Annotated in this window: 1 protein-coding gene; it reads left to right on the top strand. The window is 60.1% G+C overall.

The window, feature by feature from the left end; genetic code table 11:
• Positions 1-324: 324 nt before the first annotated feature.
• Positions 325-17,973, top strand: a complete 17,649-nt coding sequence (locus HY308_11130; protein ID MBI3898836.1) for a LysM peptidoglycan-binding domain-containing protein — start codon at positions 325-327, stop codon at positions 17,971-17,973.
• The last annotated feature ends 1 nt before the right edge of the window (position 17,974 follow it).

The raw sequence follows: 17,974 nt of genomic DNA, 5'->3' as shown, positions 1-17,974 counted from the left end.
CTTTAGTGAAGTAGCGCGTGTGATCGGCGTCGCACGGATACGAATTAGAAACATCGTGACGACCCACCTTAGTTGCACGGAAGTATCTCCGCAGGGCAGGAAAATCCATACACGGACGGTAGCGAGTCGTGCCATCACGACTCGGAAGCTGTTCGCATTCACGATCGGATAACGCAATTTACGCGAGGAACGCGAGTGTTTTGCGCGACTTGATTCCGCATGTCGGTCAGTCGCGCGCTAACTGATAACAGCGAGCCTCGGCGTACCACTCCATGACCCATGGAGCGAGCCTCGATAATAATTGAAACGATCAGGGGAGTACCGATGACGAGCATTATCAATAGCAGCACGCTGGGGCTGTTCAATACTTCACTCGAGCTCGGATCGTCGGCCGCGGGTCGAACAGGCCAATCTGATCGCGTCACCGTCAACGAGAACACCGGCAACCTGATCGTTCAGCAGCAAGATGAGTATCTCGCCTCGGTCGGGCTCGATACGGCATTGGTCCGAACTTACAACTCCCAAGGGCTGGTCGACGGCGACAACAACGACAACTGGCGGCTCAACGTCGCGTCGCTGAGTTACGTTCCGCCGACCGCCAACGCCAGCGGTTCCAAAGTCACGAAACGTTTCGGCGATGGCGCCGAGATCGACTACCTCTATAACGGCACGGCCTACGTCAGCACGGCGGGCGGCGGCGCGAGCGACACGCTGACGTACAGCACGACAACGACGCAGTGGACCTGGACCGACGGCAGCAGCCGCGTCAGCGAAATCTACAACAGCGCCGGCAAGCTGCAGTCGATGAAGGACACCGACGGCAACACCACGGCCTATTCGTACAACGTCTCTTCCGGTTACGTCACCCAAATCGACGACGCCGCGGCCAACCAGACGTTATTCATCGATTACGATACCAACACCGGTAAGCTGGCCAACATCACCAAACTGCGCGTCGTCGTCAGCGGCGTCACGCAGACGCTCACGAGCTATCGTTACGACACCGCCAACCGTCTCGACCAAGTGACAGTCGACCTGACGCCGGACAATACTGCCGACGCCAAGACCTACGTCACGGGTTATACCTACGACGGCACCAGCACTCGCATCGCGACGATCACCGCCGGCGACAGCAGCACCGTCAGCTTCAAGTACGCGCTCATCAACGGCCAATACCGGGTGACGTCGACCACCGACGGCGAAGGCAAAACGACGAAGCTGACGTACACGCAGATGACGACCGGGACCGGGGCGACCACGAGCGCCACCGCCAACAGTACCGCGCTCTCGGCCGCCGGTTCCAGCTTTAACCTAATCAATTCGGCGCTGACCACGCCGACGGCGGGCTGGGCCACTGCCGCCTTACGCGAGTCCCTCGCCACCGCCCCCGACAATGTGCAAGTCACCTTCGACCAAAACGGCAACGGCATGGCCGTGTGGGCCCAAGGCAGCGATCTCTACGTCAGCCTCTACAACAAGAACAGCGACGCCTGGAGCACGACACCCACGACGCCGCTGAGAGGCACGCTCGTCGGCCAAGCCTGGTTCCCGCATCTCAGCATGAGCGCCAACGGTAATGCGCTCGTTACCTGGATGCAGGACTACAACCTCTACGCCTGCCGCTACATCAACGGCGCGTGGGACGCGAGCCCGAGTCTCATCGAGAACACCACCGGCCAGGCCTTCTACCCGGTCGGCGCCATTAACGACAACGGCCGTGCGTTGGTCGTCTTCAGCCAGAACGATGGTGTGCGCTACAACCTGGTCGCCAACGTCTTCAACGGCAGCGCCTGGCAGAGTGCGGTAGTCAATCTCGATGACCGTGGGCTGGCCAATGACAACGGCATCGCGATCGGCAGTTCCTCCAACTGGACCGTCGCGATCGACGCGCAAGGCAATGCGACCGTGTCGTGGTTGCAAAAAACCGGCAGCGAGACGGTCAACAGTCTCTATACCGCACGCTATACCGCCGTCGGTACGAGTTGGTCGAATGCGAGTGGCACCACGTTCGAAACCAGCACCACATCCGCTGTTAACGGCGCCACTATCGGTGTCGACGGCAGCGGCAACATGCTGGTGGTATGGAAGCAGGGCACTGCGATTTATTCCAAGGCCTACACCAAGAACACCGATACCTGGAGTACGACGGCCACCACCGTGGTCGCGGCCAACGTCTATACCAGTCCACAGTTGAGCATGAGCAGCAACGGCAACGCGTTGCTCACCTGGACCAACGACGGCGACGCCAGTCTGTTCGCGCGCCGCTATGCCGGCGGCGTCTGGCAGGGCAGCACCAACGAAGCACTCGAAAGCTTGTCCGGTGCGGTATGGCGTCGGCAGGCGAGTATCAATGACAACGGTCAAGCGGCAGTCGCGTTCGTCCAGACCGACGCCACCGGCGTTAACAGCGTTTACGTCAATCGTTACAGCGGTGGCGCCTGGCAGGGCGCGACCGCGATCGAAACGAATGCCAACTCGGCGGTTGATGCTGTCGGTACGGTCAGCGTAGCGATCGATGCGCTCGGCGACGTCAACGCCCTATGGTTGCAAAAGCAAAACAGTACCGACACCAGCCTCAGTGTCTACAGCAACCGCTACAACAACGACGCGGTACCGTACTACACCATCGTCAGCGGCGACACCTGGTCGACGATTGCCACCAAGCTCTACGGCGACAGCCGCGTGGCCAGCGCGTTGCAGACCGCCATGGGTAACCCGCCGCTGACCGCCGGCAATCGGTTGACGAATTTACCGGCGACGCTGAACACCGGCACGACCGCGGCGTACTACACCGTGCAAGCCGGCGACACCTGGGCGTCGATCGCGCAGACCGTGTACGGCGATGCCCGTGCTGCCAGCGCGCTGCAAACCGCCATGGGCGGGACCCTGACGGTCAGCCGGCAATTGACCGTGCCGACGAGCTTGAGTTACACCCAAACCGTCAGTGCGCAGGCGCAAACCGATGTCACCGATCCGCTCGGGTTGATGACGAGCTACGTGACCGACACCCAGGGCCGACTCAAGCAGCTCTTGAGTCCGGCCGCGAGCGACGGCACGCGCCTCAGCACCAGCTATCAATACACCAACGACGATCTCACACAGATCACCCACGCGCGCGGCAACATCACGACCCTGCAGTACGACGCCAACGGCAACTGCACGCTCACGCGTGATGCCGAAGGCAATACCGTTGTCCGCACGTACGACACGACCACGAACGCGCTGCTGACCGAAACCTTCTATCTGACGCCCGATCCTGATGGCGCCGGTGCGGGTACGCCCGGCAGTCCGCTGACGACGCACTACGTCTACGATTTCGAAAACCATCTGCGTTTCGCCATCTCCGCCGACGGTCGCGTCGCCGAAACGCGTTACAACACCAATGGCACCCGTGCCCGCCAGATCGCCTACACCGCCGGACGCTACAGCGGCGGCACCTTTGCCGAAGCCGATCTGACGACTTGGGCCGGTCTGCAAACCAAGACCGCGGTCGAATTGATGGTGTACGCCTACAGCGTCGGTCAATTGGCGAGCGTCACCACCTACGGCCAGATCGACGGCACGACCGGCGACGGCGTCGCCAGCAGCGCGTCGATCACGCGCTATGTTTACGACCAGCGCGGCCGCCTGTTGAAGAGCATCGATGCGCGCGGCGAGGCGACGGCCACCGACGCCAACGACTACGTGACCGCCTTTATTTACGATGGTCTCGGCCGCATCACCAGCAGCACCCAATGGATCGCGAAGAACGGCGCCGCCGACGTTACGCGCACAACGCTCACGACGTATGACGACGCCAATCGCAAGACGACGGTGACGCTCGACAACGGCACCGGGCTCGCGACCGTGAGTGCCTACGACCGCGCCGGCCGCCTGCTCAGCACGACGCAATCGCAAGGTACGACTCCCGTCCAACCGTTCGGTGTGACGAGCTATCAGTACGACACCGCCGGTCGTCTGCGCATCACGACCGATCCGCTCGGCAATAAGACGCACCTGCTTTACGACGAAGCCGGCAGGCTGGTCGGCACCGTCGATGCCACCGGCAGCTTGATCGAGACGGTCTACGACGCCAACGGCAACGCCGTCAAGACCATCGCCTACGCCAATCGTCCGACGGCGGCGCTCACCGACGTCGGCGGCAACCCGCTGACGATCACGATGACGTCGCTGCGGCCGACGCTCGACACCACCAAAGATCGCGTCACCCGTTACCTCTACGACAACGCCAACCGCTTGGTCTACACGATCACGCCGGAAGACACCGACGCCACCAAAGGCTACGTCGCCAAGACGTTGTACGACGGTGCCTCGCGCGTCACCGGCACGATCCGTTACGCCAACACTCTCACGATCCCAACGACGCCGACACTGACCAACGTCACGCCCACCGGCGACGCCACCAACGATCGCACCACGCGGTTCTTTTACGACAACGACGGCAAGTCGATCGGCACCCTCGACGCCGAAGGCTACCTGACCGAATCCAAGTACGACGCCGCCGGCCAGCTGATCGACAGCGTGCGTTATGCCAACGTCGCCGGCGCCAGCCTGCGTGCTGCCGGCACCTTCGCCCAGATCAAGACCGACGTCACCACGACCGTCAATACTAACGATCAACACGCGTACACCTTCTACAACGCCCGCGGCCAAGTCATCGCCACCCTCGACGCCGAGAATTATTTAACCGAGTACGCCTACGACGTCGCCGGCAACCAAACCCAAACGACGCGTTACTACGCCAAGGCCAAGACCTATACGGGCATCGAAGCCATCGTCGACCTGCGCCCGACAGCGGACGCCAACGACCAAGTCACCGTCACCGAGTACAACGGCGCCAACCAAGTCACCAAGGTCACCGTCAAGCACGGCACCGACACCGTCGGCACCAGCATGGCCTACACCTACGACAGCGCCGGCAACCTCATCAAGACCGAACGCGCCTGGAACACCACCGAAGTCCGCACGACCCAAGCGCGTTACGACGCCAAAGGCCGTGTCCTCCAAGAACTCACTGCGGAAGGCAGCGTCAAATTGGCGGCGTTGCCGGCAGCGGCAACGCAGGTCGACAAAGATGCGGTCTGGAGCAGTTACAGCCTCACCTACACCTATGACCTCGACGGCCGCCGCACCTCGGTGGTCGATCAAAACGGCAACAAGACGCTCTTTTACTACGACGAAGTGGGGCACCTGCGCTACACCGTCAATGCCTTGGGCGAAGTCAGCCAAAGCATTTACAACGCCTTCGGCCAAGTCATCGACACGATCCGCTACACCAAGCGGCTAGCGAGCCTGACCGGTCTCACCGGTGGTGTGCTCAACAGCACCGTCATTACCGCTATCACTCCGGTGCTGCAAACCACCGGCGACAACGCCGACAGCCATCAACAAACCAACTACACGTTGCGCGGCGCTATCCGCCAGGCGCTCAACGCCCCTGACAACAGCAGCTTCACCGACACCACGACCTACAGCTACAACGCGTTTGGTGAGTTAAAAAATACGCAAGCCCAACTGACGTCGACGATCACGCGCAGCGATACCTATCTTTACGATCGCCGCGGTCTGCTCAAACAGACCAACGAAGATGACGTCGGTGCCGCGAAACTAAATCGCCAGACCTCGTCGACGTATGACGCCTTCGGCCGTGTGGCCACGACCACCGACGCCCGCGGCGTCGTGCGCAACTATGCGTACGATCGTCTCGGCCGCGAGATCACCACCACCGTCGACTCGGCCGTACTCAATCTCATCACCAGCACCACGTATGACGTCTTCAGCCGCGTCCTGACCCAGACCGACGCCCTCAACAACAAGACCACCTACAGCTACGACGACCTGAACCGGTCGTTCACGATCACCACGCAAGAAGGCGTTAAGACCATCACCCGGCAGGACCGTCACGGCGAGACCGTGCAGCTGGAACTCCAAGAAGCCAACGGCAGCCGCGTCACCCTCACGAGTTACCAGTACGACGTCAACGGCAAGTTGTTAAGCGAGACGATCGATCCCAAGACGATCGTCAATGCCAACGACAACCCGAACGGGTTGGCGCTGGCGACCAACTACACCTACGACGCCGCCGGCCGCAACCTCACGATCCGCGACGCGGCCAACGTCACCACCAAGTTCAGCTACGACAACGCCAATCGTGTGTTGACGTGCATCGTCGACCCAAAAACGATCGTCACCACCAACGACAACGCCAACGGCCTCAACCTCACCACGAGTTACAGCTACGACGGCCAAAGTCGAACCGTCAACGTCACCGGCGCCAACGGCATCGTGACGCAGACCACCTACGATGCCAAAGGCCAGGTCAAGTCGGTCACGGTGGATCCGAAGACGATCCTGACGACGAACGACAATACGAACGGCCTCAACCTCCGCGCCGACTACACCTACGACCTCGCCGGTCGCACCCTGACCGTGGTCGAAGGCGCCGGTAGCACAACGACGCGCACCACCCAATACAGCTACGACAACCTCGGCCGCCGCACCCAGCAGATTGTCGACCCTGGCACCAGCAAACTCGCGATCACCACCGACTACGTCTACGATACCAACGACAACCTCGCCGCCACGATCGAGGCCTCCGGCAAGACCGAGGCCCGCACCACACGCTACGTCTACGACAAGGCCAACCGCCTGACCTACACCGTCGACGCCACCGGCGCGGTGACCAAGACCGACTACGATAAGAACGGCAACGTCATCGCCACCACCCGGTACGCGACCGCGATCAGTCTCTCGGGTCTCGGCAACGTCCTCGCCGCCGTCACCGTCACGACCAACGCCAAAGACGAAACCACGCGCACGGTCTACGACACCGACAACCGCGCGGTCTACCAGATCGATGCGTTGAACCAAGTCACGCGCAACTTCTACGATGCCGCCGGCCGCGTCATCCGTCAGACCACGTATGCCGCGCCGATCACCGTACCGGCGACCCTAAACCCGGCGACTCTAGTCACAGCCGTTGCCGCCATCGCCAACAGCGCCAACGATCAAACGGCGCGCACGGTGTACGACACCGCCGGCCGCGCCCGCTACGCGATCGATGCGCTCGGCGGCGTGACCGAGAACCGTTACGACGCCGCGGGCCGCGTGATCGACACCTACCGCTATCCCAACACAATCAACGCCGACAGCATCGCGACGTTGCGCGACGTCGACGTCGCGCTGCATGCGACCTGGAGTTCGAATTTTAACTCGACGGCGATTAGCACTGGCCTAGTGATCGATACAACGGTGACCAATGTCGCGACGGTTGCCGGCCAACGCTTAGTTGCGCAGTCGCAAGTGGCAGCGACGACGTCATCCACCGGCTTCCGTCAACAAACCACGCAAGCGTTCCAAGCGGGACAGATCTACCGCTTTGAGCTCACTACCGATGTCACGCTGACCACCCGCAGTGTCACGGTTGGTCTCTCGAGCACCAACACGGGTGCTGCCTACCGCCGCCACGCGATCCAGATCAAAGGCGACAAGATCAACACGAATAACCAGAACGCCGCCGGCGCCAACTTTACGGACCTCGGCACCATTAAGGCCAACACCACCTACGTCGCTGAAATCGAAACCAGCGCCACTGGCACGACGTTGTACTTCTACGAGAAGGGCACCGATCGCGATCTCGGTATCAAGAACCTCCAAACTGGCTCCGATTGGGGACAAGTACGGATTGAAGGTTGGGTCTATTCCGGCAGCGATGTCGTCGCCGGCAATTCGCCGATTTATATCGACAACCTCAGCACCTCGACGATGACGACCGACGCCACCGTCGGCGCGCAACGCAACCGTGCCGTCTACGACAGCGCCGGCCGCCAGACCTTTGCCATCGACGCCGAAAAATACGTCACGCAAAACTTCTACGACGCCTTGGGCCACGCCGTTAAGACCACGAGTTATGCGAAGGCGATGCAAGGCACGCTCACGGCCGGCACCGCGCCGACCATCGGCGGGACCACCGGCGCCTACGTCACCACCGACAGTAGCAACGATCGCACCACGCGCGCGGTCTACGATAGTGCTGGCCGTGCGGTGTACAGCGTCGATGGCGACGGCTACGTCACGCAAAACCAATACAACAGTCTCAACCAGCTGACGAAGACGATCGACTACGCCGCGTCGATCAGCCTGACCGATGCCGAAGCGACGGCCACCGGCGTCGCCGGCAAACTACCGTCACCGATCCCGACCACCGCGATCCAAACCAATTACACCTACGACGCCGCCGGTCGTGTGACCGACGTGCAAGATGGGGAGGGCAGTACCACCCACACCGTTTATAACGCGCTCGGTCAAGCGACCGACGTGACGCGCGGCTACGGCAGCGCGCCGAGCACCACGCACTATGTTTATGACGCGGTCGGGCGCGTGATTGACGAGATCGAAGGTTATGGATCGAACGAGTTCGCCGACACGGCCGGGCAGCTCGAGATGGAATCGGGCGCTGCCGCCACGGCCATCTATCCCTACATCACGAGCAACGCGACATACACTTATGCTGCTGGTATCACGCTGCGCGCCGAAGTGAATCTTGGTGCCGTCAGCAACGGCCGCGCCCTGGGTATCGGCCTCGACAATGGCGATTGGGATACATTGGCCGCCGGGTACCGGCGAATGGGTGCTTACTTCCTAGGCACCAGCCTCTATGCCAATCACTACGACAACGGTGGTTTGACCGATGGGCATAACGACCTACTCAACGGCAGCACCCCCGTTGCCGCCAACACGACCTATATCGTCGAAGTCGTTTTAAACAGTGGTAGCACTACGCTCTACGTTTATCAGAAGGGCCTGACCCGCAACGACGCCTGGTCGCAAACGGTCAACACGACCGGTTGGAACAAGGTTCGCCTCCTCGGATTTGATTATGTCGGCCCGGGTGTCGGCGCCTCGCGCGATGCGTTCGACAATATAAGCATCACTAATGCTGGCGCTTCACTTTTCGTCGAGGACTTCAGCAAACCGACGACCCAGCTCGCGTTTACCAACAATGCGAGCGGTGCTGTGTGGCAATCCGTCCGTGCCGTTGGTTCGGACACGCGTTACACCTACGACAGCTTCGGCAATCGCGCGAGCACCATCGACCCGCGCGGCATTGAACTTGCCGAGAGCGACAGCGCCTGGGCCTTGGCCGAACGTCAGCGTTTGGGTTATACCGACACGGGCACTGCCGCCGGCAACGCCCTGCGCGCCAGCGTATTGAACACGACGCAAAAGAACACCCTGCGCGGTCTTTATACGACGAGCTATCAGTACGACAAGCTCAATCGCCAGACCCAAGAAACCGACGCCTTGAGCAACATCACGTCGACCAAGTACGACGCGTTCGACAACAAAGTTAAAGTCACCGATCCGCGTAGCAACAACGGTTACTTCTATTACGATCAGAACAACCGCCTGACCCGCCAAGTCGATCCATTGGGCTATGTCACCGACACTGCCTACAACGCCTTCGGCGATAAGCTCAGCCTCACGCAATACGCCACCGCCACCAGCAGCACCAGCTGGAGCGAGACCAGCATGCCGGCGACGCCGACCGCCGACAGCAACCGTGACATGACCACGCAGTTCCAATACGACCTGCGCGGCCAAGTGAAGCAGACGACGGATGCGGAAGGATTCGCCGAGAGTTACACCTACAACGCCTTCAGCGAGCGCGCCAGTCTGGTGGCCAAATCGTCGACCAGCAGCAAAGTCGCCGGCGGTACCACCAATTATCTGTACAACAAGCGCGGCCTGCTGAAAGAAGAGCAGCTGCCCATTAACTCGGTCGATGCCACCGGTGCCGCGAAGCAAGTCAAGAATACGTATGACTACGACGCCTTCGGCAACCGTACGACCACGACCGAGGCCGTCGGCCTGCCGGAAGTGCGAACCACGACGTATACCTATAATAAGCGCGGTCAGCTCAAGACCAAGGCGCTCGCCAGTGTCAGCGTTTACAAGAGCGACTGGACCACGGCCACCGTCACGCCGACTGAGACCTACGACTACGATGACCGTGGCAACCGTATCGCCGTTACCGACGCCGTCGGTGGCAAAACCGTCACTTATTACGACGCCCTCGATCGCAAGATCGCCGCGGTTAATGCCGCCGGTACTTTGATGACCTGGACACTCGACGCCGCCGGCAACAGCGTCGCCATTCGCACCTATGGCGATCAACTGACGCTGCCGGTTGGCACCAGCACGGTACCGACGCCGATCAACACCACGAACTACCGCGAAACGCGCTATCGGTTCGACGCCAACAACCATCAGATCGAAAGCCGGATGCGCAGCGCCACCGTTGGCAGCCGCAACCCGGCCACCGGCAACTACGAGATCGGCGTCGCCGACATCGTGACGACCCAAGTCTATGACGGCAACGGTAACGTCATCCGCAGCGTCGACGCCAACGGCAACACCAGTTATTTCTACTACGACAAGCTCAGCCAGAAGACTCTCACGGTCGACCCGGCGAACTACGTCACGCGCTTCGAGTACGACGCTGCCGGCAATCTGATGCGGCAGACGCAATACGCCGCCAAGCTCAGCCTCATGCTCACCCCGGCCAGTCCGAGCGATCCGACGACCATCATCAATAACGTCAATCCGCCGGCGACGCCGAATCCGGACAATCGCGTCACCGAGTACGACCGCAACAAGATGGGGCGCGTGACGCAGCAACGCACGCTCAGCGTGGGTTACGTGGACGTCGACAGCGGCACCGGCGCGACCACGACGCGCAACGCCAGCGCCGCCACGAGTTATATCTACAACGGCCTCGGTCAGGCGATTCAGCAAACCAACGCCAACAGCAACGTCTCGAATGTCACGTACGACAGCGCGGGTCGCAAGACCCAGGAGCAGGGCGCGAGCTTCAGCGATCACACCGGCACCAGCGTCCGCGCCAGCACGCTCTACACCTACGACGGCCTCGGCAACGTCGTCTTGAAGCGCGCGCAAGGAAATACCAGTACCGGCGGCGATGAGGTCACGCGTTATTTCTACAACGCCAACGGCTGGTTCACGAGCCAGATCGTCGATCCGAAGACGATCGCTACGGCCAATGACAATCCGAACGGCCTCGACATCACGACGACGTACAAGCGGGATGCCAACGGCAATATCACGTCGCAGGGCATCGTGCGTAAAGACGCCGATGGCACCAGCATCACCGACACGACGCAGTTCGCCTATGACAAGCTGAATCGTCAGATCAATCAGTCGGTGCAGGCGTCGAACGAAATCAGCGCCACGACCCAGCAAACGCATTACAACACCTACGGCGAGATCGACAAGAAAGGCACGAACGGTACGTGGACCACGTTCTCGGAGTACAACGATCAAGGCAAAGTCTGGCGTACCAATACCGACAACGGCATCACCACGGTGCACCTCTACGACAAGAACGGCAACGCCACGTTGAAGATCTTGTCGTCCAGCGTTGATCTTGCGACGTACTCGCTCAATGGCATCCTGAACACGCTCACGCCGGATCAGAAATCACAGACCATCAGCGTCTACGACGCGCGCAATCAAGTGGTCGATACGTACGAAGAGGCGATGGTCAACGCGCGCGACAAGGTCGCATCGCAGCAGCTCATCACCAAGTCCACGGTCGACGGCAGCGGCGGCGTGGTCAATGTCGGGCCGATGTCGGCGCCGAGCACCAAGACGTCGAGCGATCCGATTACGAATGGCGCTGCGATGATTGCGGCCGGCGGTATTGGCTCAGCGAGTTGGACGTTTTCCGCCTCGCGGTACGTCACTGTTACTAAAGGCTGGGCCTTTCCAGGTTATGTTAATCCGCTGCTCACAGTAAACATGCCGAGCAATCTGAGCGAGTACGGTGGCGGCAACGTACAGGTGCGCATCATTACCAGCTATCCGCGCGTCAATTCCCTGGGCGGCTATCGCGTTTCTGATCCGCACTTCTTCACGCGTGATGTCGTCATGACGTTACCGAGCGGCAGCAGTACCCTTACGTTCTCGCCGACGGATTTCGTCGACAGCTCGTATTACATAACGACGGTGACGGGAGGTGCGCAGAATTTTCTCGCCGTCGACATGGATGGGAGCAGCCCGACAAACTGCTACCTGCCCAACATTTCCATCAGCATTGAAAAGGTTACGCCCGCCGGAAATGTTTTGGTTGGCAATGCGTCGGTTAACAATACCTTGGTGAGTGTTGGTCTGGGAGCCATGGCTCCGTTGTCGGTGGCGCTACCCGCGGGCAACGCGTATACCAAACGCATTAATTTCGAGGGCCAATCTCAGAGTGCTACGCATTTAACGTTGTTTTACCGCACTGCTGGCAGCAACAGCGGCTGGTTGAGCTATCAAGTACCGCAGATGACGATAAATGGTCAGCCCCAACCTGGTTGGTTTGTCTACGACTGGAGTGGTCTGGCCGGCGGCAATTACGAAATGCGCTATGTCACGTACGACGATGGCGGCACTGTGTATAACAGTCAGACATTGTCGAACAACGTTTCAGGTACTGTTGATTTCACCAGCTCTACGCCCGCGGCACTGACGCAGACCGCGCGTAAAATCGGTGGCGGTGGTCTCGCCTTCCTCGACATCGGGGGCTTTTTAAATGTTACCGAGCAAGGTAACAATGCTACGCAAGCGACGATTCGTTTCCGCCCCGTGGGAAGTTCCTACGGTGCTACGTACACGATGACAAAGGTCGTGAATGGTTGGTTCATGATCAATCCCACGAGCAGTGGTTTGACCGCGGGCGTGAGCTACGACTACACCATCGTCGCTAAAGATGGCGCTGGCAATACAATCAACACCGCTCAAGGCAGCTTCACTGCCGGTAGCCCGAATTCCGTCGGCGTGCTCACACCACTCTCACAGCAGGCGGAAATCGTCCACATTGCCAACCAGTCTGCGAGTGCGACGAGCGCACGCTTGCTGTACAAGGCGAATGGCACCAGCACGTGGAGCAGTCCGGTGACCTTGACGCCGGAAGGGGCGGGCTCGTTCTATTGGGATGCGACCAGCCTCGTGCCCGATTCGCTGCAGAGCTACGTGTTCGACTACGAATACCAGATCTTCGATAACAGCGGACGGATGATCAACCGCGCCAGCGGCCAAGTGCGTCTCGGCGCCAACGGAGCGATGTTGAGCCACACAAACCTGCACTTGCCGACCAAGGTGACGTTCAATCCGCCACAGACCAACGCCACCAGCATGCGGTTGTACTACCGCAGCACCGGCACGACGGCCTACAACCCGTATGTCGCGCTGACCAAAGACACGAACGGTTTCTACACCTTCGACGCCACCGGCATCACGCCGGCGAGCGGCACGGCCGACTTCGACTACTACTACGAGCTCTACGACAGTACCGGCGCGCAGCTCAAAACGCCGATCGGCGACGCGTTGCAGGTGAGCGGCAAGATCACGATCGGCAGCCCGAGCGATAGCACGCAGGTCAAGATGGTGATCCTCGGCAGCAACAACCTCAACAACGTCGTGCAGCATCACCTCGACTACAACGCCTTCGGCGAGATCAAGAACGACGTCGACGGCCGTGGTGCGGCGCTCATGGGTAGCGATGGTACCTGGGCGACGGCCGAGCGTAAGCGCCTGGGCTACGTCGATGGAACCGGCAACGCGTTGACGGTCGTGGCGCTGACCACGGCGCAGAAGCAAACGCTGGCGGCGATTTACACCACGAGCTTCACCTACAACACCATGGGCAAGCTCGTCAGCAAGGTCGATCCGCAAACCAGCATCACGCTCGCCAACGGCTTCGTCCAACGTCTGCGCCCGACCACCAACTACTACTACGATCGCGTCGGCAATGTGATTCGCGTCGACGATCCCAACCTGGTCTCGGGCGTCGTCTCTGGTCGCAATACCCAGACCTGGGTCACGAGCGGCAGCGACGGTAGCTATCAAGTGGCCAAAGAGTTTCACGCCGACGGCGGCACGAAACGGTATACCTACGACGTCTTTGGCAATTTGCGTATCAGCACCGACGAAGACAATCGTGCGACCACGAACTTCTACGACAAAGCCAATCGCCTGATCGAAGTCGACCATGCGCTCAAGGACGGCACCGGCAAGTCGATCAATATCGACAAATACGAGTACGACGCCGAAGGCCATCGCATCGCCAGCACCAACGGCATGGGCAGCGCGTATCGTACGAAGACGTATTACGACAGCTTCGGGCGCGTGCGCAAATACATCAGCGCCGAAGGCCGCACCACGACCTACGACTATGTTTGGGACAACACCATCAAGAGCCCGAGCGGCGCGACCGTCGGCGGCTACGTCGCAACGACCACCGATAACGTCGGCCGGACCTTGATCGACAAGACCGATACCTTCGGCAACTTGGTGTACCACAAAGACCTCGGCGGCCATACGTTCAACTACACCTACAACAAAGCCGGCTGGCTCACCAGCCAGACCGGCGATACCGATCTCACCAAGACTGGCACCGAGCAAAGCATCACGTACAGCTACTACGCCAACGGTCGCTTGAAAGGGACCACCGACAACACGTTCGGCACGTACTCCATTTACGAATACGACGTGGCCGGCAATCGCACGTTCGAAGGCTATGCCACGATGCAAGGCGGGGTGCCGGTGTATCGCCAGCTGTTCGATATCAAATACGACGAGCGCAACCGGATGGTCGACGTCAAAGACTCGCTGACGCACATCCTGTACGAGTACGACGCCAACGGTAATCGCCGGCGAGTGCAAAGTCATTACCAAGACGGCGTCGCCCAGACCGTCGGGTATCAGGACTACTGGTACACCTATGACACGATGAACCGTTTCACCACGACCATGGGCACGCTCGTCGGCGGACGCGGTAGCAACGCGGCCGACACCGCGAGCCACTACATCAGCCGTGGTACCGACGGCACCCTCATTAGCTACGACAACGCCGGCCAGCGCCTGCACGTGACCGATGCTAGCGGCCAGATAGAAGACTACGTCTACAACGACGACGGCTTTCTGACGGACGTGACGATCAACACCGTGCTGGCCTCGCGCCGGGTCAACGACGCCATTGGCCGCGTCAAGCAGTACGTTGAGTACAACGATGACGGCACCGTGTCTAAGTCGACCACCAACACCTACAACAAAGACAACGACCTCACTCAGGTCAACGACGATCTCACGAGCAAAGGAACCAACTACTCCTATCTCGACAGCGGCAACAAACTGAACGCCGAGCAGCAGTCGTCGACCACCTATGGCGGTAGCGACACGCAGACGACCAACACTTATACCTACGAGTATTGGGACTCGGCCAAGCAAAGCACCATCAAGAGCCAGGCCTCCAACTCGGCGGTGCAGTCGTGGGCACCGGGGTATTCGCATTTCGTGTACGACGTCAACGGCCACATTACCCAAGTGCGCGACGAGGAGAACGTCCTCACGAAGCGTTACCTGCAATACCTCAACGACGCCGACGGACGCGTGCTGATCCGCAACGAAATCGACAACACCGTGGGCGGCTCGCCCGCGGCCACGGGCGGCAACATTCACCGCTATCGCAATTACTACTACGCCAACGGCCGCGGCATCGGCGACATCGGCAACGATCCGAAAGATCCGACGGCGCGCTCGCGCATGGACTATGCCCAGTCGCTGGCGTACGTCGATTCCGGCAAGCCGAAGGATTTCCGTCCGGTCAACTCGGCCGACTTCGACCAGAACTACCAGCCGATCAATCCGAGCTACCCGGCGAGCGCGCCCGATACGTATGTCGTTCGTCAGAACGACACGCTGCAGTCGATCGCGCTCGCGCTTTGGGGCGACGCCAGCATGTGGTACATGATCGCCGACGCCAACGGCATCAAGGACACCACCGTCCCGCTATCGCTGAATGCGCGCTTGGTGATTCCGAACAAGGTCACCAACATTCACAACACCAGCCAGACGTATAAGGTCTATCGTCCGGGCGAGGTACTGGGCGATACCAGCCCGACGTTGCCGAAACCGATCATGCCGCCGCCACCGCCGCGGCCGGAGCGGCAGAGCAGTGATGGCGGTTGCGGTGGGTTCGGTTCGTTCCTGGTGGCCGTCGTTATCATCGTCGTGGCCGCAACCACGCAGCAATGGTGGATCACGCAGGCGGAAGGTGTCCTTGGCTCCGGTGTCGCTGCCGAAGTAGTAGGCGCCGCCGCCGCCGGGGCCACCGCCAACCTGGCTGGCCAAGCCACCGGCGTGGCGCTTGGCGTGCAAAACAATATTTCGTGGGAACAGGTTGGTATCAGCGCGTTGAGCGCCGGCGCTACCGCGGGGATTGGTTCATCAACCGGACTCAACAACGCCCTCGGCGAACTGGGCGACTTCGGCGCCAAACTTGCCAAAGGCGTCATTCAGTCCACTGTGACCCAAGGTCTTGCGGTCGCCACCGGATTGCAAAAGGAATTCAACTGGCGCGACGTCGCCGCCTCCGCCGTTAGCGCGGGTGTCGGGTACAGCATGCGCAATAATCCGCTCGGCAATTTCGGATCTTCGCTGGCGAGTAGTGCGGCGCAGCAATGGGTGAAGAACGGCAAGGTCGATTGGGCCAGTGCGACAATGGATGCGGCCGGGCAGACGCTGGGTAGCTCGTTGGCGCAGCAGCTAATGAGTGAGTCGAACGGCAGTGTCGCCAGATCGAGGTCGGCCGGGCTTACTCCAAGAGCGGCACAGAACTTGTTCGACGCGCAAGCGAACAACGAGAAGATCGTATGGAGTTGGCCTTACGACAACTGTCTTGACCGTGCCGTGGTCGGGGAGAACTTCTCGAAGGAAACCTACGGCATCTCACCCTATGCCGTGCACGTGATGGCGCCTAAAGGCGAACATCTTTCGACGACCAATCGCTTCCATGACAACGATCCCGTCGAGTTCGATTGGCACGTCGCGCAGGCGGTGCTGGTGCAAGATGCCGACGTCGGCCCACCGGCGCCTTACGTGATCGATCCGTCCACGCAGCGGGGATTGGCACCGTTGTCGCAGTTCGTCAACGGACTGAACAACGACAACGCGTTCGTGACGATTGGTCCGATGGATCAGTATCCCAGCGTGCCTGCGGAATACGTGCAGCCAACGCCGTTGCCTTCCCTTGAAAAAGCGCGGGAGAAAATGTGGCGATATGAGTTGTCCGCGGGCCAGAATGAAGAACAAGGCAACGCTTTAATGCGCATAACCGATTATCCACCGACACCGGGTCCACAATCGAACGTCGATGACGCCATCTTCAGGCAGGTGGTTGCGTCGCTGCAAAGTACCTCAGCGCCCGCGACACCGAGTGCGTTGCAGAACATCTTGGCGGGTGACGACGCGACGGTCGCCGCATCGGCCATTCGCGCCTCTCGTGGCCCGGGCTATTTAGAACGGTTCAATACTATTTCGGGTAACGACAGTTTGCCCGGCGCCGAGAAACTCTATCGCTTCGGTTACGCACTGCTCGGAAATGATTCTCCTCGCCTCATCGAGCAAAACTACGGCCCGACCCTGGACGACATTTTTGAAAATCCCGCCCTTGATGGGCTCCAACGACCGGCGTTCGATCCGCTCGATCCGTTTAACTACGGTCCGCTCAAGTTTGGTCTGACGTCGCGCTGGGAATCTGTTGTTGCCGGTAGGGTACCTGAGCTCGTCGAAGGTGCCTATTCGCTTAATAGGGCAAATCGCGCGGTGATTTATCCGAGAAAACTGGCCGAGTATGCCTTGAATCCAGAGCATCCTGTTGGCGGTAATAAGGCTAAAGTTTTTGAATCGACCCTCGGATTCACCCGAAATAACGCGGACGATTTAATGGATCAGCTTCGGCAAGGTGTAGTGAACAACACGCCAATTCCTGGGAAGGTAGACCGATTTGGCTCACGCTTTACGGTTGACATTCCGGTCGTCGGACCGGCAGGTAACGGTACTGTTCGAAGCGGGTGGATCTATAAACCTGGCTCCAATGTGCCAGAGCTCACTACGATCTACGTCAAGTGAG

This window comes from Gammaproteobacteria bacterium (genome assembly GCA_016199745.1).
Taxonomy (GTDB): domain Bacteria; phylum Pseudomonadota; class Gammaproteobacteria; order Acidiferrobacterales; family Sulfurifustaceae; genus JACQFZ01.
This window is presented reverse-complemented; position numbering and strand designations above follow the sequence as displayed.

Bases quoted from the DNA above. Each gene is read 5' to 3' on its own strand.
- HY308_11130 (MBI3898836.1), top strand. From the start codon at position 325: ATGACGAGCATTATCAATAGCAGCACGCTGGGGCTGTTCAATACTTCA.